Origin of the sequence: Abiotrophia sp. HMSC24B09 (genome assembly GCF_001815865.1) — a bacterium.
GTDB lineage: Bacteria > Bacillota > Bacilli > Lactobacillales > Aerococcaceae > Abiotrophia.
On record NZ_KV822195.1, the window covers coordinates 141,027 to 159,367 of the forward strand.

The 18,341-nt window shown below is 45.2% G+C and carries 12 protein-coding genes; 10 read left to right on the top strand and 2 right to left on the bottom strand.

Features of this window, described 5'->3' with window-relative positions; translation table 11 throughout:
- Positions 1-24 precede the first annotated feature (24 nt).
- The 6 genes from HMPREF3093_RS01860 to HMPREF3093_RS01885 all read left to right on the top strand — a co-directional run bounded on the left by HMPREF3093_RS01860 (position 25) and on the right by HMPREF3093_RS01885 (position 7,959).
- Positions 25-627: a superoxide dismutase gene (locus tag HMPREF3093_RS01860; protein ID WP_035363867.1), complete on the top strand. Its 603-nt coding sequence runs from the start codon at positions 25-27 to the stop codon at positions 625-627.
- Between the two features lie 396 nt (positions 628-1,023).
- Positions 1,024-3,453, top strand: coding sequence for a hypothetical protein (locus tag HMPREF3093_RS01865; RefSeq protein ID WP_070755344.1), 2,430 nt, complete (start codon positions 1,024-1,026; stop codon positions 3,451-3,453).
- On the top strand, positions 3,450-4,298 hold the full coding sequence (locus HMPREF3093_RS01870; RefSeq protein WP_070755345.1) for an ABC transporter ATP-binding protein: 849 nt from the start codon (positions 3,450-3,452) through the stop codon (positions 4,296-4,298). The genes HMPREF3093_RS01865 and HMPREF3093_RS01870 overlap by 4 nt, the downstream gene beginning before the upstream one ends.
- A 130-nt stretch (positions 4,299-4,428) precedes the next feature.
- A complete protein-coding gene (gene dinB, locus HMPREF3093_RS01875) occupies positions 4,429-5,550 on the top strand; it encodes a DNA polymerase IV (protein WP_070755346.1) in 1,122 nt (373 codons plus the stop codon).
- 81 nt (positions 5,551-5,631) lie between these two features.
- Positions 5,632-6,942, top strand: a complete 1,311-nt coding sequence (locus tag HMPREF3093_RS01880) for a DRTGG domain-containing protein (RefSeq protein WP_070755347.1) — start codon at positions 5,632-5,634, stop codon at positions 6,940-6,942.
- A 30-nt stretch (positions 6,943-6,972) separates the two neighbouring features.
- Positions 6,973-7,959, top strand: a complete 987-nt coding sequence (locus HMPREF3093_RS01885) for a DHH family phosphoesterase (RefSeq protein WP_070755348.1) — start codon at positions 6,973-6,975, stop codon at positions 7,957-7,959.
- A 310-nt stretch (positions 7,960-8,269) separates the two neighbouring features.
- On the opposite strand, the gene zwf is transcribed toward HMPREF3093_RS01885, so the two are convergent.
- Positions 8,270-9,703: a glucose-6-phosphate dehydrogenase gene (zwf, locus tag HMPREF3093_RS01890; RefSeq protein ID WP_070755349.1), complete on the bottom strand. Its 1,434-nt coding sequence runs from the start codon at positions 9,701-9,703 to the stop codon at positions 8,270-8,272.
- 203 nt (positions 9,704-9,906) lie between these two features.
- Between zwf and HMPREF3093_RS01895 the strand changes: the two genes are divergently transcribed.
- From HMPREF3093_RS01895 to recA, 3 genes are all read left to right on the top strand, one after another.
- Positions 9,907-10,608, top strand: a complete 702-nt coding sequence (locus tag HMPREF3093_RS01895) for a YwaF family protein (RefSeq protein ID WP_070755350.1) — start codon at positions 9,907-9,909, stop codon at positions 10,606-10,608.
- A 209-nt stretch (positions 10,609-10,817) separates the two neighbouring features.
- Positions 10,818-11,972, top strand: a complete 1,155-nt coding sequence (locus HMPREF3093_RS01900) for a molybdopterin-binding protein (protein ID WP_070755351.1) — start codon at positions 10,818-10,820, stop codon at positions 11,970-11,972.
- 96 nt (positions 11,973-12,068) lie between these two features.
- Complete coding sequence (recA, locus tag HMPREF3093_RS01905) at positions 12,069-13,115, top strand: recombinase RecA (RefSeq protein ID WP_070755352.1); 1,047 nt, start codon at positions 12,069-12,071, stop codon at positions 13,113-13,115.
- 97 nt (positions 13,116-13,212) lie between these two features.
- Here recA and HMPREF3093_RS01910 read toward each other — a convergent pair whose 3' ends face one another.
- Positions 13,213-15,978: a YfhO family protein gene (locus HMPREF3093_RS01910; RefSeq protein ID WP_180363250.1), complete on the bottom strand. Its 2,766-nt coding sequence runs from the start codon at positions 15,976-15,978 to the stop codon at positions 13,213-13,215.
- Positions 15,979-16,159: 181 nt separating this feature from the next.
- Here HMPREF3093_RS01910 and HMPREF3093_RS01915 point away from each other — a divergent pair, with 181 nt between their 5' ends.
- Positions 16,160-18,265 (top strand): peptidoglycan D,D-transpeptidase FtsI family protein, encoded by a 2,106-nt coding sequence (locus HMPREF3093_RS01915; RefSeq protein ID WP_070755353.1) that lies wholly within the window; start codon positions 16,160-16,162, stop codon positions 18,263-18,265.
- The last annotated feature ends 76 nt before the right edge of the window (positions 18,266-18,341 follow it).

The following is an 18,341-nucleotide window of genomic DNA, read 5'->3' on the forward strand; positions in this document are numbered from 1 at the left end:
TACTATATCCGAGGAGGAATGACCATGTCATTTACATTACCAGCCTTGCCATACGCCTATGATGCGCTTGAACCAGCCTTTGACGCGCGCACCATGGAAATTCACCACACCAAACACCACCAAACCTACGTTAACAACTTGAATGCAGCCTTAGAAGGCCATGCTGACTTGGCAGCTAAGTCTATCGAAGACTTAGTCGCTAACCTTAAGGATTTGCCTGAAAGCATCCAAACAGCTGTCCGTAACAATGGTGGGGGTCACTTCAACCATAGCTTCTTCTGGGAAAGCCTACAAGCACCAAGTGCAGAAGCAGCTATTCCTGCTGGCCTCAAGTCTCGCTTAGAAGCCGACTTTGGTTCTGTTGAAGCCTTCAAAGAAGCCTTTGCTAAGGCAGCTGCGACTCGCTTTGGTTCTGGTTGGGCTTGGCTTGTAGACCGTGACGGTCACTTAGAAGTCTTGTCTACCGCTAACCAAGACACACCATTAGAATTAGGGCTTAAGCCACTCTTAGGTTTAGATGTATGGGAACATGCTTATTACCTCCACTATCAAAACCGTCGTCCAGACTATATCCAAGCCTTCTTCTCAGTAGTCAACTGGGATAAGGTAGCATCACGTTTGGGCTAATATTCGACTAGCGCATAGAGAAGCTGAGACTTAGGTCTCAGCTTTTTTGTATTAAGAGGTCACTTTACAGTGATAGTTGTTGCTAAAGTAAAGGTGACTAGGAAAAGTAATTAATCTAATTTATAGAGAACTGTAGATTGGCCAATAAGAATTTAAGTGTGCAATAGGATTAGAGAATGGATTAAGTGAATAAGTAGAGGGATTCAAAGATAGAAGTATTTAGGGTATAAGCTATTCTAATAAATACTTCAATTACGAACATTGGCTTAACAGACAATAGATTTTATTCAAGTGGGATAAAATTATCTTGAAATCAAGTGGGAAATCGGATACAATCTAACTAATATTTAATGTTTTTTTAATCTATACCTATTTTAGCGTTAAGGAGGTCGCAAAATGTTCAAACTAGAGCTTAGGCACTTTATCAAGAATCATCGCTTTGTCTACTTATTCTTAATCTTGCCACTTGTGACCATGTTAGGGCTAGGACTATATCGTGGACAGGTTAGTCATGACCTAAGACATCAAGAGCGTCAACAGGCCAATCGTTTGGCTTCAGATTTGAACTGGTCCATCTCCAACATGCAAAGGCAGGGGGTTTCAGAGGATAATCCCCTTTTAGTTAGCTTGAAGGAAGCAGAAAAGACACGTTTTGATTACAGTGTGGCGGCCTATTATGAAGAATGGGATCGAGTGAACCAGGACAAGCTCTCTATATGGCGAACCCTATTAGCTCTCAATAATCAGGGTAAGGAGTTATTGAGTATCTCGCGTCAACAGATAGAAGCAGAATTACCTGTTATCGAATGGCAAGTCAATTACCAAATCGGTCGCTTGGATGTTAAGACAACGCGAGAATCCAGCTATCTAATGACACAACTCTCTCCTTATTTATTGGGAATTCCACTACTTTTGCTGTTCTCATATTTAGTAGGATTACCACTTCTAAGAGATTTTTTCGCTAATCAGCAGGCTTTTCTCAAAACTTTACCTATACCTTATAGTCGTTTGCTAAGCCGACGCTTAGGTGTGTTCCTGTGCCTGGGATTAGGTTATGGATTGTCGATAGCAGTTGGGTGGGCTATCTATCATGTTCTTTTTGACCAACTTCCCCTTACGGCTTTACTTCATTATCCTATGGCACCTGGTTGGCCCCTGTGGCAGGGAATCTTGGCTCTCTATTTATTCTGGTTAGGACTGGTAATTCTTTTCTGGCTTATTTTGCTACTTATTAATCGATGGGTACAAGAGCTGTTATTAGTTTGGCTAGGTCTAGGTGTATCGGTTACTTTATTAGCTGAGTTTAGTCGCCTCTTTGATTTCTATCCTTTTTATTCTATTTTTAGTTACTGGGATATTAATGGTTTTGTTTTACACCAGTCAAGCCTAGAATTTTTCTATACAGTGGTTATTCTTTTCGGTCTCTTACTTGGTGTCTGGCGGGTGATAGTAACCCTATCCTATGCAGTACTTAAACGTGGTCGAGCGCGTCGCCGTTACGATTTATCTTCTAGCCGTTTCCAAACAAGTTTTGAATGGCTGAAACTATTAAGAGGTCACCTTTGGTGGCAAATTTGCTTGTGCATCTTGGCCTTTTTCCTCTATTATGGCGTTTCACAGGGGATTCAGTACCACCAATTACAAGCAGCTAACATTGCGCAAAAATCTGAGTTTCTTAAGATTAATCTGAGTGATTATCGTCAGGCCTATCCAACGGAAGAACTCTATCAGGCAGCGTTAGCAAGTTTTCAACGCCAAGAAGCTCTTGTTGAGGAGCTTAAACAAGGGAAAACCAAGTTAGCCACGGAAATGGAGTACGATGAACTGAAAGAGGATGTTGATTTCCTACAAGGCAAAGGTGATAGAACGTTATTGCCAATCCGTGACTGGATTTTTATGCCGAATGCTTACATCAATTATCAGTTAGCCGAGTGGAAACGAAATTATGGGATTGATTTTCAGCTACCTGGTGGTCCATATTGGACGCTCTATATTCCAAATTATGAGCAATCACCAAGAAGTGGTGAGGACCAGCCACCACTTTCGATTGATATTGCGGTCTTTGAAGCCTATCTAGCGCGTGTCAGCAAGCCTATGAAATCTTATACTGCACTAGGAATAGTCGGTAACTTATTTGAAGATCGTCTCTATTTAGGACTCTGGGTTATTTTAGTAATTTTCCTAGTAGCACCTACTGTGCTAGATAAAGAAACCGGACGCTGGCGATTCCAGGCAACCTTGCCTCTAGCAAGGAAGCATCTCGTTAAGTTGCGTCGACGCATAAGCCTTCAACAGGTATTTCTGCTAATGCTAGGGTCAGTTATCTTACTTGCCTTGGCTGGTAGTTTAATTGCAGGTTTAGGTCATATTCAGTTGCCTCAGGTCAGATATTTAGTAGATGGCCAACAGTGGGGTGGTTTGATTGGTCAGCGCTTGCGTGTGCCAAGTACTCATCAATTTTTTGAGATAATGCCTAGCTGGTATTACTATCTAGAGGCTTTCGCGCTGTTTGTTGCTGTTACTTACTTTATTAATAGCCTTTGCCATTTTGTTGCTAGATGGGTTAAGTCGACTGCAATCTATATTAGTTTAGTCGCTGGAATCTTAGGTATTGGTTATGGGGCAACTCTCTTATTGCCTAGTCTGGCACAGGCTATGAGTCCCTTCCGTTATTTGGATTTAGCCCCGGTATTGGACGGACGCCTCTCTGTTTCTTTAGGTCAAGGTCTTTTGACTCATTGGACTGGCCTAGTAGTCTGTGGTCTTGCAGGCTTGTTTTTGAATATGTGCTTGCATTCTACTCTGAAAGGACGTGACCATATATGATTGAAGTGAAAAATCTGAGCCTTGCCTATGGCAGTAAAGCGATTTTGAAGCAAGTAAATTTTCAAATTGAGGCCGGGGAAGTAGTAGGCTTAGTGGGACCTAATGGTGCAGGTAAAACGACTTTACTGTCAGCCTTAACGGGCTTATTGCCATATTCGGAGGGACAAGTAAAGGTAGCTGGGCTTTACATGCCAGCAGGTAAAGCTCTTTATCGTAAGATTGGGTTCATGCAAGATAATAGTGTTCTCTATCCACAGCTAACGGGCTACGACCACCTTCAGTATATAGCCTTAGCCCAGGGATTCTCCAAAGAGAGCATTATTGAAACGGCTGAACGAGTAGGAATGATAGGGTATTTAGATCAAGCGGTGGGGACTTATTCCTTGGGAATGAAACAACACTTGCTCTTTGCATGTGCTATTCTCCACCGGCCACAAGTACTCTTTCTGGATGAACCTTACAATGGCTTAGATCCTACTAGCCTGATTCGGATTCGTGAGTTAGTGATGCAACTTAATCGCGAAGAGGGAATGACGGTATTGATTTCTTCGCATAATCTTGACGAAATCGACCGAATGACTCGCCGAATTCTGTTCGTCAAAGAAGGCCAAATTATTGAACGCACTTTGGCCCAAAGTGAAACGAGTGACTATGTGGTAACTGTTCAAGAAAAGTTAGCCGATGATTGGATTCGCCGCTTATCGGATTACAGCTTTCTTGTATCTGCCTCTCAACTGAGCCAAGCTTTAGTTGGTTTGGGACTGGCGGGTTTGACTCTGATAGGAGTGGAGCCTCGCCAGTTTGGCAGTGAACAGGTCTACCGTGAACTTTTCGAAGTGAAATGATGATAAAAAGGCAAGCAAGCTATCTAGCTACTTGCCTTTTATTGCTATCTGGGGCAAGCTCACCACTTGAAAACACGAACAAATTTTCGTATACTAGAGGAGAAGTATGACAGGGGAGAGGAGGGGCATCATGCGCTATGGGATTTTAGAGTTTAAGGATCCGGTGCCGGACACATCGCGTAAGATACTACATGTAGATATGGATGCCTTCTATGCCAATGTCGAGGCGCGGGATAATCCAGCGATTGCTCACAAACCTATTGTGATTGCCAAGCATCCTAAGTTAACCGGAGGTCGGGGCATCGTCTCCACTTGCAACTATAAGGCGCGCGAATATGGTATTCATTCGGCCATGACGGCTGCTGAAGCCTTCAAACGCTGTCCCCATGCGGTCTTTATCGCGGGCGATTGGTCCCACTATCAGGAAGTGTCTCAGCAGATTCGGGCAATTTTTGCCCAGTACACGGATTTGATTGAACCCATGTCCCTGGATGAGGCCTACTTGGATGTGACTCATAATAAGCTAGGCATTCAAAGTGCGACCTACTTAGCCCAGCGTATTCAAGCCCAGATTAAGGCAGAACTCAACCTAACCTGTTCGATTGGGGTGTCTTATAACAAGTTCCTAGCCAAAATTGCCTCTGACTACCGTAAGCCCTTTGGCATTACGGTGGTGACACCTGATCAAGCCTTGGAATTTTTAGATGACCTACCCATTGATAAGTTCTATGGGGTGGGGCGACAGTCGGTGCCTTATTTTCACCAGAGGGGGATTATGACAGGGGCGGATTTGCGAGCAATTGAATTAGAAGACCTGATTGAACATTTTGGTAAAATGGGAAAATCCCTCTACTACAAGGTGCGGGGGGTCCATGATGCGCCGGTCCAGCCCCATCGTGAGCGCAAGTCCATTGGCAAGGAGACTACCTTCATTCAGTTTCTGGCGGAAGAAGAGGGGGTTCTAGATGCCTTGACCCAGCTGACTAAGCGGGTGGTGGCAATCTTAAAGGCCAAGAATTTCCACGCTCAGACCGTGACGCTTAAGATTCGCTATGATGATTTCGAGACCTTAACGCGTCAACTATCCTTGGGCTCTCCTAGCCAAGATGTGGAGGTGATTAGCCAAGCGGTGCAGGAACTCTGGGAGCTGCACGGTCATTTGCATAAGACTGTCCGCCTGCTAGGCGTCTCAACGGCTGGGCTAATTCAGCTCGATAAGGTTAATACACAATTATCTTTTGAAAAAATGTAAAACAGGTCTGTTACTTTTTAAAATAACTGTTATAATATGAAGTATAACAGTTATTTTTGTATCTAAAGAGAAGGTGACGATATGGCAACCAAACATGATCTGATTATCCAATACATTGAATCCCTCCCCATCGGGGATAAAATCTCGGTTCGAGGGATTGCCAAGCATCTCAAGATGAGTGAAGGGACGGCCTATCGGGCCATTAAGGACGCCGAAGTACTAGGGATTGTCTCGACCATTGAGCGGGTTGGAACCATTCGTATTGAGAAGAAGCAAAAATATTCGCCGGAAATGCTAACCTTTGGTGAAGTGGTGCAAATTATTGAAGGAGAGGTCCAAGGCGGCAGCCAAGGGCTAACCCAACATCTGTCTAAATTCATCATTGGGGCCATGACTAAGGACGCCATGGAGCGTTACTTCACCGACGATTCCCTGATTATTGTAGGGAACCGGGAAGATGTCCAACTCTTCGCCTTGGAAAAGGGCGTGGCGGTGCTCATTACCGGGGGCTTCAAGGCCAGTGACCAGGTCATTAGTTTGGCCAATGAACGTAATTTGCCAGTGATTTCCACCACCTTCGACACCTTTACGGTAGCGACCATCATCAACCGGTCCATGGCGGATCAGATGATTAAGAAGGAAATCATGACCATTCGGGATATCTACACACCGCTATCCCAGGTGCCACTTCTAGCGCCAAGTGATTCGGTAGCTGACTTCAATCGCTTGATGGAAGAAACGGGCCAGAAACGTTTCCCTGTCTGCTATAACCATCGTCTGATTGGGGTTGTGGCTGCTAAGGATGTCCAAGGTAAGCAAGAATCCATTCAGCTGGAGCGGGTCATGACCAAAAATCCCGTGACTGTTAAGACGCATATGTCGGTGGCCAGTGTCTCGCATAAGATGATTTGGCAGGATATTGAGATGATTCCGGTGGTGGAAGATAACCTCCAACTGCTTGGGGTGGTGACGCGTGAAGAAGTCTCCAAGGCCATTCAAGTGGTCCAACAGCAACCCCAAATGGTGCATACCTTTGAAGAAGACATTACGGCCCAGTTAGAAGTGGCCAGTGAAGTGACGGACTACGATTTCCAAGCCTTCGTACAACCGCAGATGATTGGCAACTTTGGGACTATTTCCTATGGGGTTCTGACGGAACTGATTGCCCAAGTGACGGATCGCAAGGTCTTTGAGTTGACCCATCTCAACAGTGTCATTGAGAAGATTGACCTTCATTATTTCAACCTAATCCAAATCGGCAATGAAATTCAGTTTAAGGGCCATGTCTTCAACCACAACCGTCGTGCAGCCCTGACCCAGGTGGATGTTTTCCACGAGAATAGTCTGGTGGCCAAGGCCATTATTACCAGCCAAATGATTGAACGTAATTAAGTTTAGCGAGTAAGGAAGTAGAAAACTACTATGTATATTGAACATCACGAGGCGCAAGCCCTCATCCAATTAATTCAAGCAGCCCAAACCATTATCATTCACCGCCATGTGAGGCCTGATCCGGATGCCATCGGCTCCCAATTAGGACTCAAGTCGCTGATTGAATCGACTTTCCCTGACAAACGCGTTTTAGCAGCCGGCACGACAACCCAAGGGCTCAAGTGGATTGGCTCCATGGACAAGGTGACAGCTGCCGACTACCAAGGTGCCCTGGTTATTGTCTGTGATACCGCCAACCAACCCCGGATTGACGGCGATCATTATGACAAGGGTGCGACTTTGGTCAAAATTGACCACCATCCTCCTGTTGATGACTATGGGCAACTTCAAATTGTCCACCCCATTGCCAGTTCTACCTGCGAGATCATTGCTGAAATCAGTCGCCACCTAGGTGACCAGCTGCCTATGCAGGATCAAGCAGCGCGCCTGCTCTATACTGGTATGGTATCTGATACGGCTCGCTTCCTCTATGAGTCCACCACCTCACGGACCTTGGAAGTCGCGGCTTGGCTCAAGCAATATGACTTCTCATCCTTTGAAATTAGCGACCGTTTTATGCGATTGAGTTTTGAAGAAGCCAAATTCCAAGGCCATATCTTTGAGACCATGTCCATTAATGAAGCTGGCGTTGCTTGGGTGACCATTAGCCAAGAAGACATTAAGACATTTGGCATCAGCGAAGAACAAACCCAGATTGCGGTGACCTTGCCGGGTCGTATCGAAGGCGTCCTGTCTTGGGTCATTTTCGTTCAACAAGAAGGCAATGGCGACCACTATCGTTGCCGTATTCGTTCCAAAGGGCCTGTCATCAATGGGATTGCAGCCAATTATGATGGCGGTGGCCATCCCATGGCTAGTGGCGCTAATGCCCACAGTTTAGCTGAGCGACAAGCCATTGTAGAAGAGTTAACGCAAGCTGTTCTAGCATATCGCCAAGAGCTTGAGCAAGAAGTTTAACATGATGAAGAATAACCCATTATATCATATATGATATAATGGGTTATTTGTGTCTGGAAGATGGAGCCAGTGGTCCACTCGGCCGAGTGGACCACTGGCGCGTCAAGAAAGTGGCAGATTTCCCTCAAAAAGCTACAAATGTCCAGAGCTAGTGGTCCACTCCGCCGAGTGGACCACTAGCACGCCAAGAAAGTAGCCGATTGCCTCAAAACGCCACAAAAACCCAGAGCCGGCCCACTTTTCAAAGTAGACCACTAGCTCAAAGACAGCAAAAAAAGAGTTTAGGCTCAGGTCCTAAACTCTTTTCATCTTATTTAAGGAGCCATTCAAAGCCGTCGCGGGCTAAGAGGTCATCGGCTTCTTGAGGGCCATGACTGCCAGCTGGATACTGGGCTAGTGGTGTCTCAGTATCGGCAGTCCAATAGGCTTGAATATTATCCAAGAATTTCCAGGCAGCAGCTACTTCACACCATTGAGTAAAGTGTTCGCGATCGCCTTGGCTAGCTTCGAAAATTAAGCGGGCGTAGTCATCTGGGCTTTCTGCCAATTCTTCTGAGTTGTAGCGGAAGCTGAGTGGCACGCGGTGGCTATCTTGGCTGTAGCCGATAGCTTTGGTGTTGAGCCAGAGGGTATAGCCCAGGTCAGGGGCGATTTCAATGCGGAGTTGGTCGCCTTCCAAGCCTTCTTGGGTTGGACGATAGAGGACATCCACCATGGTTGCCTTCTGATTGAGGCGCTTGCCGGTCCTTAGATAGAAAGGAACACCTTCCCATTCTGGTAAGTCTAGCGTTACTTTGGCTGCAAAATAAGTTTCCGTACGGGAAGCAGAATCGACGCCGTCTTCTTCTAGATAGCCCTTGAGTTCGCCTTGGGCGCTGTATTGGCCACGAACTACACAAGCTTGACATTCTTGAGCGTCAGAATAGTGATGTAGGTTGGCTAGGCTACGATATTTAGCTGCCTGAATATCTGCTGTTTGGTTGGAGGCAGGTTCTGCCATGGTCAGCAGGGCGAGCAGTTGGAGCATGTGGTTTTGAACCATATCGCGGCTAGCGCCAGAATGATCATAGTAGCCCGCTCGTTCTTCAACCCCCACCATTTCAGGAAGGGAAATTTGGATGCTGGCAATATGATCTTTATTCCATGTATGACGGAAAAGTTGGTTGTGGAAACGCAAGTGGTAGAGAGCTTGAACCAGTTCTTTACCCAGATAGTGGTCAATGCGGTAAATTTGCGATTCATCGAAGGCCACATTGAGTTTGTCTTGCAATTCTTGGGCAGAAGCCAGGTCATGCCCGAATGGTTTTTCGATAATGAGACGGTTAAAGCCTGATGCCAAAAGACCTTGCGATTTAATATGCTCAGCAATAATAGGGAAGAAGGTAGGGGACATGGACAGGTAGAAGAGGCGATTACCTTGGGTTTGGTAAGTGGCATCGAGTCGGTCTGCCAATTCTTTGAGTTGATCATAGTGTTCGGTGTTTTGAACATCGTGGGATAGGTAATAGAAGTGGGAGGCGAATTCCTGAACGTGTTCAGGGCTAAGCGCCTGAGCGCCTACACTGTCTATAATGACTTGACGGAAATGCTCATCAGACCATGGACGACGGGCAGTCCCAATCAGAGCAAAATTCTGAGATAGGCGGCCGCTGCGATAAAGTTGGTAAATAGCAGGGTAGAGCTTGCGAAAAGCCAAGTCACCCGTAGCCCCAAAGAGGGTTAAAAGGATAGGTTGTTCTTTCATGGGATACCTCCAATTCATTCACTTGTATTATAACCTATCAGTCCTAGATTAGACAATGTAGGTGCTTGGAACAAGCAACTTTTTTGTGGCAAAGTTCCTCTTGCGAGAAAAGGGTGGACTGGGTATAATAAAGGAACACATGGCTCAGAGACCTGTGACATTATATGATGAGCAAGATCATGTTATAAGGAGGCCTTTCGCCTATGAAAGATTTTTTGACAACTACTCAGTCCGCGCCGCCTGCCATTTCCTTGGGCTGGTTCTTGGTCATTGTCGGACTTTTGGTCGCGCTCGGTTGGACTAGCTTACGAAAATATCGCGATCCTGCCTATGTTAAGACCTTCCGAATTATACAAATTATCCAATTGACCGTTCTCTATACCTGGTATGTGGTTTATTCCCTACCTATCTCAAATAGTTTGCCACTTTATCATTGTCGTTTGGCCATGTTTGCCTTGGTTCTATGGCCAGGTAAATCGCGTTTCAAGCAATATTTCGCTTTACTCGGGGCTAGTGGTGCCTTCTTCGCCTTGGTCTATCCGGTCTTTGATCCCTATGATTTCCCGCATGTTACCAGTTTTTCTTTCTTAGTGGGACACTACGCCTTGTGGGTCAATGCCCTTATCTACCTCTTCAAAAATTATCAACCTAATCTACTCAAACGCTGGCAATTGGCAGTTATCACTTTGGCGATTAATGCCGGTTTAGTGCTGGTTAATATACTGACAGGTGGCAATTATGGCTTGCTCAGTGAACCACCTTTTATAACGGGTAGCCCACTCTGGGTGATTTATTTGGCAGTCAGCTTGGTCCTAATTGCGGCCCTGATTTTAGCAGACTTCTTAGTGGCCAACTGGAAGGCCAAACAGACCTTAAGACCTCAGGAAATTTATCTTGAAAACTAAGTTTCAAGCACCTAGTTAGCTAGGTGCTTTTTATATGGCTTTAGCAGGGGTTGACTGGCTGATTTATAAAATATGTATAAAGCCTTAAACCTTAAGCAATCCTACTAGCCTAAGGCTTCAGGGATAGGCTATAATAAAAGAAGTGAAAAAGGCCTGCAAAAAAAATGCGACAGCTAGGCTTTTGGTCTATATATATAAGGAGGGGTATGATGAGGGCAGAACTTATTTCAGTCGGAACAGAACTTTTAATGGGTTATGTGGTCAACAGTAATGCGAGTGATATTGCTAAGCAATTATTAGCTATTGGTATTGGTACCTATTATCAACAGACAGTAGGAGACAACTGGGAACGTATGACCCAGGCCTTAGCGCTGGCACATTCGCGTTCAGACTTGGTCATTTTAACTGGCGGTCTGGGCCCTACTCATGATGATATTACCAAGCAAGTGGTGGCCGCCTTTGTCGGGACGACCTTGGAAGAGGATCCGCGTCAACTGGCTAAGTTAAACCAGCATTTGGCGCATGAGGGGCGGGAATGTGTGCCAATTGACTTGCTGCAGGTTCTTACTTTGAAAGGGGGCAAGGCCCTGTGGAATGCCTATGGCTTAGCATGTGGTTCTGTCTACCAACATGAAGGGGTGACCTACATTCTCTTGCCTGGTCCGCCTTATGAGATGAATCAAATGCTCAAGCAAGAAGTCCTACCGGATTTAGCTAAACAGTTAGGTAAGCAAGAGGCCATGGAGTCGCTCTATCTTAATTTCTTTGGCATCGGGGAATCCAAACTAGCCCAAATTTTGGCCCAACCCATTGCAGAGCAAAGCAATCCTACCCTAGGGCTCTATGCCAAGCCACGTCATATCGCGGTGCGTTTGACAGCCAATGCTGCGACCTCCCAAGAAGCGCAGGACCTTAACCAGGCCTTGGCTCAGGAGCTTATTGGCCTGGCTGGTGATTATTACATGGGACAGGGGGAAGACTTTGATTTCGCGGGCTATGTCTTAGAAAAAATGGCTGATCAAGGACAGCGACTAGTAAGTTTAGAAGGCTTTACCTACGGTCAGCTAGCAAGTCGCCTACGCCAGCAAGATCCTGAGGCGGCTGTTTACCAGCGAGGCTATATTCAAGAAGTGACAGAAGCAAACTTAGAAGCGAGTTTAGCCTCTCTTGGCCAGGGCGCCGAACAAGGCACTTTCTACCTAGCTAACTATCAGCTAGATCAGGATCAGGCAATGCTGATTTTAGTCACTCCGGCTGGTCAACGCCTAGAGCGACCGGTCTACCTAGGCCAGCGACCTTACCAGGTTCAGGCTAGCATTGTCGTCTATGAAGCTTTAAGCCTCTTACATAAGCATTTAAGCTAAAATAAAAGAATCAGAACAAATGTTCTTGTTTTGCTTGCTTTTTGTCGAGATTTTAGGTAAACTATAGAAGAGTTCAGAAAGAGGAGATGTTAAAGAATGAATGAAGATCGCAAAAAAGCCCTAGATAAGGCCCTAAAAGATATTGAAAAAAGCTTTGGTAAGGGCTCCATCATGCGTCTGGGTGAAAAAGTCGACACCAAAATTTCGACCATTCCGTCAGGTTCCCTGGCTTTAGATATTGCCTTAGGGGTAGGTGGCTATCCACGAGGTCGAATTATTGAATGTTATGGTCCAGAGTCTTCTGGTAAGACTACTGTAGCCCTCCATGCCATTGCCGAAGTACAAAAACAAGGGGGCTTGGCTGCCTTCATTGATGCTGAGCATGCCTTGGACCCAGATTATGCTGCAGCTTTAGGGGTTAACATTGATGAATTGCTCTTATCCCAGCCAGATACAGGTGAACAAGGCTTGGCTATCGCCGATGCCTTGGTGACATCAGGGGCGGTTGATATCATTGTCATTGACTCGGTTGCAGCCTTGGTACCACGCGCTGAAATTGATGGGGAGATGGGGGATGCCCATGTTGGCTTACAAGCCCGTCTCATGTCTCAAGCGCTTCGTAAATTATCCGGTAACGTCAATAAGACCAAAACCATCTGCTTCTTCATCAACCAATTGCGTGAAAAAGTAGGGATTATGTTCGGGAACCCTGAGACGACACCAGGTGGTCGTGCCCTCAAATTCTACTCGACTGTTCGTTTAGAAGTGCGTAAGGCTGAGTTGATTAAGAACGGTAGCGAAGTGATTGGTAGCCGTGCAAAAATCAAGGTTGTTAAGAACAAGGTGGCGCCACCATTTAAGGAAGCCCTAGTGGACATTGTCTACGGTAAAGGGATTTCTAAGGTGGGTGAGCTAGTCGATATGGCAGCTGATTTAGATATTGTCAACAAGGCAGGCTCTTGGTACTCCTACGGCGAGGCTCGTATTGGGCAAGGTCGTGAAGCTGCTAAACAATACCTCTTGGACAATCCAGAAGTACAAGCAGAAATCGAAGCACGTGTTCGGGCCCACTATAAAATTGGTGAAGCACCTGAGACTAACGAAGAAGCTCAAGTGGCTTTAGGTGGACTTTTCCAAGAATAAGATAGAAGCTTATGGAGCTGGAAGTATTCCAGCTCCATTTTGCTTAGTAGGAAATAACGACAAAGAAAAAGTCCGCCAACTGGCGGACTTTTTTTAGTTAGGCGCTAGCATTTTCCAATGGCTTACGGTATTTCTTGAGCCAAGTCTGATCTAAGACGAAGGCAGCCATACCTAAGAGACTGACAGCTAAGCCAATCCATACAGGCATTGGGAAGTAGTGAAGGGTAATGGTGTGGTCGCCCTTCTTAATTGGAATAGCCAGTAGGGTGTCATTTAAGACTGAGATGCCTTGGACAGGTTGGCCATTATCCGTAATGCGCCAATGCTTATCATAAGGAATAGTGAAGAGCAGATAGCCTTCTTCTTGTTCCGTATTAATAGTACCCGTTATCTTGTTATGTTTGAAGCTCGTTACTTTGAAGAGATGGTCTTGCTTGCTCGCAATCATAGCATCATAGCGCGACTTATCAAACTCGTAGAGTTTTGGTAGGTTAGCTTTCAATTCTGGTTTTTCAAGACGAACCTTGAGTTCTTGATTATCCTGAATTTTCTTGTAGGATGCGTTAGTGATTTGACGGTAGGAGAAGGTCCCATAGAAGTGGTAGGCCTCACTATTAAGATCCAGCTTGGTCTTCTCGCCATCATATTGGCTAGGTAGAGTGAAGTAGTAAGGATTTTCGCTAGTTGTATTGAAGCGGAAACTGAAGTAGTGAGATGACTTAGATTTTGTCAGATCACTGTTGCTAGATTCGCTATTACGTGAGTAGGTTAAGTAGTCACCATCGCCACGGTTAGTAATGGTCACATTGACGGGCGCTTCTTCCTCGAGTTCGTGCTCGGTAAAGTAAGGTTGGCCCGCTCCCTTATAGTCAACCAGACTAAGCAAGTATTCTTGGTTTTGAATAGGTTGGTGATTCACCAAGGGGTTATTTTCAGAAGTTAATTGATTAGAGACTTCAATCCCCAAACCTAAACGTTCCGTGTTTTCGTGGACAACATAGCGAGGTTGACTATCAATGGTCGGATAAGCCTGAATATCCAGATCAGTTGCCACTTGGTAAAGTTTATATTGATCAGGATTGGTATTGGCTGCTGTATCCTTGGAAGGATCCAAGAGGTAACGGATATTGAAAAGGTCGTCGGTGAAGAGGGTCCCGTTAGTATATTCTACGACCCCAGATGTTTGAGGAAGACCTAAATAGCCAAAGAGCTTAGGTGCGTTGGCATCTATGGTGGAGCCAAAGTGGTTCATGCCATTGAAATGGGTGTACATGGCCTCGTTTTTAGAACGCTGATAGGTGGAATGAATTCGGTAGAAGTCATCAGACGGGTTTCGGAGGCCGGTAAGTGACTTATCTAAAATCGCCACATAGTCGTTAAACTTAGAAAGTTGAACATAGCTGAGTTCTTGAAGAATCAAAGCGCCATTAGTGAAAATCTCGCAGGCTACAACCGCAAGTAGAGCTACCTGCATGAGCTTAGGATGGAGAAATTCGAAGTGAAGGACCAAAATAATCATGAGAGCAAAGATTAAACTTAAGAGTAAATTAGCTTCGATCTTGGTTGCACCCAGGTTACTAAGATCAAGGTTGAGGGCATTCAACTTAAGGAATTTATAGTCTGACATCCGTCCATAGTAATAATAGGTGTAGACCGTGACACTCACAATCATCAGGATGCTTTGCCAGTAGGCCAAGGTCTGACGGCGATTTTGGAAGGCTTTGAGAGCCAAAATGATAAGGAAGAAGGTGGTCAAGAAGGAGAAGCGGAAGTGGTACCAGATTGGGAACTGGCCACCATGCCACAAGCGGTCAAAGATTTTGAAGTGGAAACCTAAATAGAAAGGAATCAAGACCACGATGGCCGCGATTTTTTCTTGCCAACGAATCTTGCGGATGAAGAAGTAGTAGACTACGAAGAGACTGACTAAGATAGAAGAGTAGAGGTTTGGCGAACCTTTCTTAATCTCGTCGAAAACGAAGGAGCCAAGGAAAAGTTTGGAACCAATCGCCTCTAGATTATGGGCGACATCCCAATTCCAGTCGGTCTTGGTGTGGGTTGCTTTACTGCTGAGCAAGGCCATGAAGGTGGGGATCAACATCATGGCACTAATGGCAGCTCCCATCAGGGACTGGATGACGAAGTCACTATAGTGTTGGATAAAGGATTTAATCGTCACCTTAGGGAACTTCTCGAAGATGACATAACCGGCATAGAAGGCTAGGAAGATACACATCATAAAGCCAATGTAGTAGTTGGAAATCAGGCTGACGGCCAACATAATGACATAGAGCTTGCTGCGACGTTGAGTCATGATGCGGTCTAGACCTAGCGCAATCAGTGGCAGGAAGACTAAGACGTCAAACCACATGATGTTGAGCATATAGGTAAAGGTATAGCTCATTAAGGCATAGGCATTGGCAAAGAGGCTGCCCATAACCGTATTGGTATGATATTTTTTGCGAGCAAAATAGAAGAAGGTCAGGCTGGCTCCTGCCAATTTGAGATAAGTTAAGAGGGTAACTGCTGCAGCCAGATGTTGTTCGTCGAAAAGCAGTAAAATCAGGTTGAAGGGACTCATAAGATAATAGGCCCAAACTCCAATCATCTCTCCGCCGTAGCCTTTTTGGAAGCTGTAGAGGAATTGTTCCGGCGTTTGAGTCAGGGTCTGGCGAAAGAGACTGAAAAAGTCAATATATTGTTGGCCCAGGTCGATGGTTAGCATGGAATTGGAGCCAAAAGGGGTAAATCCTTTGAAGATGGCTAAGCCCATTAAAATAAGTGTGGTTAGGCCAAGGTTAAGTAGATAGGGTTTATAGCGGGCCAAGCGAGGCATGGCATGCTGGTTCACGTGCTGGCTCATAAATACCTCCAAATTTTCTAGCATTCTTATCTATTCTACCAAATTTTGACTTTAATAGCACCTTTTAATGAGGCGGCTTTTTAGCTTTTTTTATGGATTTATGATGAACTATTATCTTTTGATGAATTCTTTTGGTATAATAGAGAAGCTTAGAATATTATGAAGGGAATGGAGTGCTGAAATGCCACGTTATAAGTTAAAGAAACCGAAGAATAAATCCCATATTCCCTTTCGTTTGAACCTTCTATTAATGATTTCCTTTTTATGTTTTGCGGCCCTTTTCGTACGCTTGGGCTATATCCAACTCTATAATGGGCAAATGTTCAAACGAATGGTTGAACGGACCGAGTCCACTACTTCGACAGGTTCTGTTCCACGAGGGATGATTTACGATAGCAATGGGAAAGTCCTGGTCGGTAACCAGCCTGAACGGGCTATTCTTTATACCCGTGACAGTGATTCTAAAGTTCAAGCCAAGGATATTATTGCAGTTGCACGTCGATTAGCCTCTTTGGTTGATGTTCCAACGCAAGAAGTAACCGAGCGGGACCGGAAAGATTATTTCGTCGTGACTAATCCCGATACCGTCAATGGCCGTTTAACAGCTGAACAACGTAAATTAGCTGGTTCAGAAGCCTATGAGGCTCAACTAGCCGCTGTAACTGAAGATGATATTCAATATTCAGAGTCCGAACTTAAGATAATTGTCCTTTTCAAACGTATGAATAGTGCTTTCTCGCTTTCAACAGTTACCGTCAAAAATAAGAATGTAACGCCTGATGAAATTGCTCGGGTCAGTGAACATTTAAGTGAATTGCCAGGTATTCAGATTGGGACGGATTGGCAACGGGTCTACCCACAAGGGGAAATGATGCGTTCTATCTTGGGTCAAGTATCTTCAGAACAACGCGGTCTCCCAAGTGAATTAGCCTCAATGTACCTAGCTCGTGGCTATGCCATGAATGACCGGGTAGGGATCAGTTATCTAGAAAAACAATACGAAGACGTTTTACATGGTGCAAAGTCGGTATCTAAGATTGTAACCGACTCTTCCGATGATGTCTTGGCTAAACAAGTCGTCTACGAAGGCTCCAAGGGTGACAACTTAGTCATGACCATGGACATCGATTTCCAGAAGAAATTAGAAGAGATTGCCGAAAGCTCGCTTAAGAAAATTGAAAACCGTGGTTTGAACGATCGGGTTTACATTGCCGTGCTTAACCCCAATAATGGGGATGTTTTAGCTCTGGTTGGTAAACGATTCAAATACAACCAAGCGACCGACTCTTATGATTATGATACTATCGAAGATGACACCTTGGGGACTCTCAACACCTCCTATGGTATGGGGTCTTCGGTTAAGCCTGCCATGGTGGCTATGGGTTACATGTCGGGCGCGCTCAGCCTAAATAATAATACCATCTTGGATGAACCAATGAAGTTCCAGGCCTCTGCTGAAAAGAGTTCCGTCTTCAACCGTACGGGTCAAGTCAATATTAATGATATTGAAGCCTTGCAAAAGTCTTCCAACATCTACATGATTAAGACCGCCATGAGAATGGGTGGACAGAACGAATATACTAAGGACGGTAAGTTGGATATCAATCCTAAGACTTTGGATACCATGCGTGAGTACTTTGCCGAGTTTGGTTTAGGAACTAAAACTGGGATTGATATTCCGAGTGAGTCTGTTGGTTACTTACCTGAGTCAGAACAACTGGTTAACATCTTGGACTTGTCTTTCGGGCAGTTTGACTTGTATACGCCGCTGCAATTAGTGCAATATGCTAGTGTCATTGCCAACGGTGGGGTTCGTTATGCACCACGTTTGGTTAAGGAAATCCGCAATACAGATGCCAATGGACATCTAGGTGGAGTAGAAACGACAATTGAACCTAAGGTCATGAACGTAGTGCCAGTTGAAAAATCTGTTATGGATCGCATTCATGAAGGGATGTATCAAGTTTCCCATACAATGGACGGGACAGCTCATTACCTCTTCATGAATTACCCTATCAAGGTTGGGTCTAAGACCGGGACGGATGAAGCCTTTTATGCTGGACCTATTCAATACGCGACCAATAATCCGGTAGTTAACGCTACTTATATTGGCTACGCACCTTATGATAAGCCTGAAATTGCGGTCAGCGTGGTCTTACCATATCTACCGGCTGACGCTACCGGGCGAGATTCTACCCGCATTGCCCGGGATGTGATGAATGCTTATTTCGAAACGAGAGAAGCCACACGCTCAACAATTGAAAGTTACAAGCCAAACCAACCATAAGCGGGAGGGGCTGGAACCTAAGTTCCAGTCCCTTTTTTGGACTTTAAGTACTATTAGTTTACTCGTAAGAGACAAG

Bases quoted from the DNA above. Each gene is read 5' to 3' on its own strand.
- HMPREF3093_RS01910 (WP_180363250.1), bottom strand. From the start codon at position 15,978: ATGAGCCAGCACGTGAACCAGCATGCCATGCCTCGCTTGGCCCGCTAT.
- HMPREF3093_RS01870 (WP_070755345.1), top strand. From the start codon at position 3,450: ATGATTGAAGTGAAAAATCTGAGCCTTGCCTATGGCAGTAAAGCGATT.
- HMPREF3093_RS01900 (WP_070755351.1), top strand. From the start codon at position 10,818: ATGAGGGCAGAACTTATTTCAGTCGGAACAGAACTTTTAATGGGTTAT.
- HMPREF3093_RS01915 (WP_070755353.1), top strand. From the start codon at position 16,160: ATGCCACGTTATAAGTTAAAGAAACCGAAGAATAAATCCCATATTCCC.
- HMPREF3093_RS01860 (WP_035363867.1), top strand. From the start codon at position 25: ATGTCATTTACATTACCAGCCTTGCCATACGCCTATGATGCGCTTGAA.
- zwf (WP_070755349.1), bottom strand. From the start codon at position 9,703: ATGAAAGAACAACCTATCCTTTTAACCCTCTTTGGGGCTACGGGTGAC.
- HMPREF3093_RS01865 (WP_070755344.1), top strand. From the start codon at position 1,024: ATGTTCAAACTAGAGCTTAGGCACTTTATCAAGAATCATCGCTTTGTC.
- HMPREF3093_RS01880 (WP_070755347.1), top strand. From the start codon at position 5,632: ATGGCAACCAAACATGATCTGATTATCCAATACATTGAATCCCTCCCC.
- HMPREF3093_RS01895 (WP_070755350.1), top strand. From the start codon at position 9,907: ATGAAAGATTTTTTGACAACTACTCAGTCCGCGCCGCCTGCCATTTCC.
- HMPREF3093_RS01885 (WP_070755348.1), top strand. From the start codon at position 6,973: ATGTATATTGAACATCACGAGGCGCAAGCCCTCATCCAATTAATTCAA.
- recA (WP_070755352.1), top strand. From the start codon at position 12,069: ATGAATGAAGATCGCAAAAAAGCCCTAGATAAGGCCCTAAAAGATATT.
- dinB (WP_070755346.1), top strand. From the start codon at position 4,429: ATGCGCTATGGGATTTTAGAGTTTAAGGATCCGGTGCCGGACACATCG.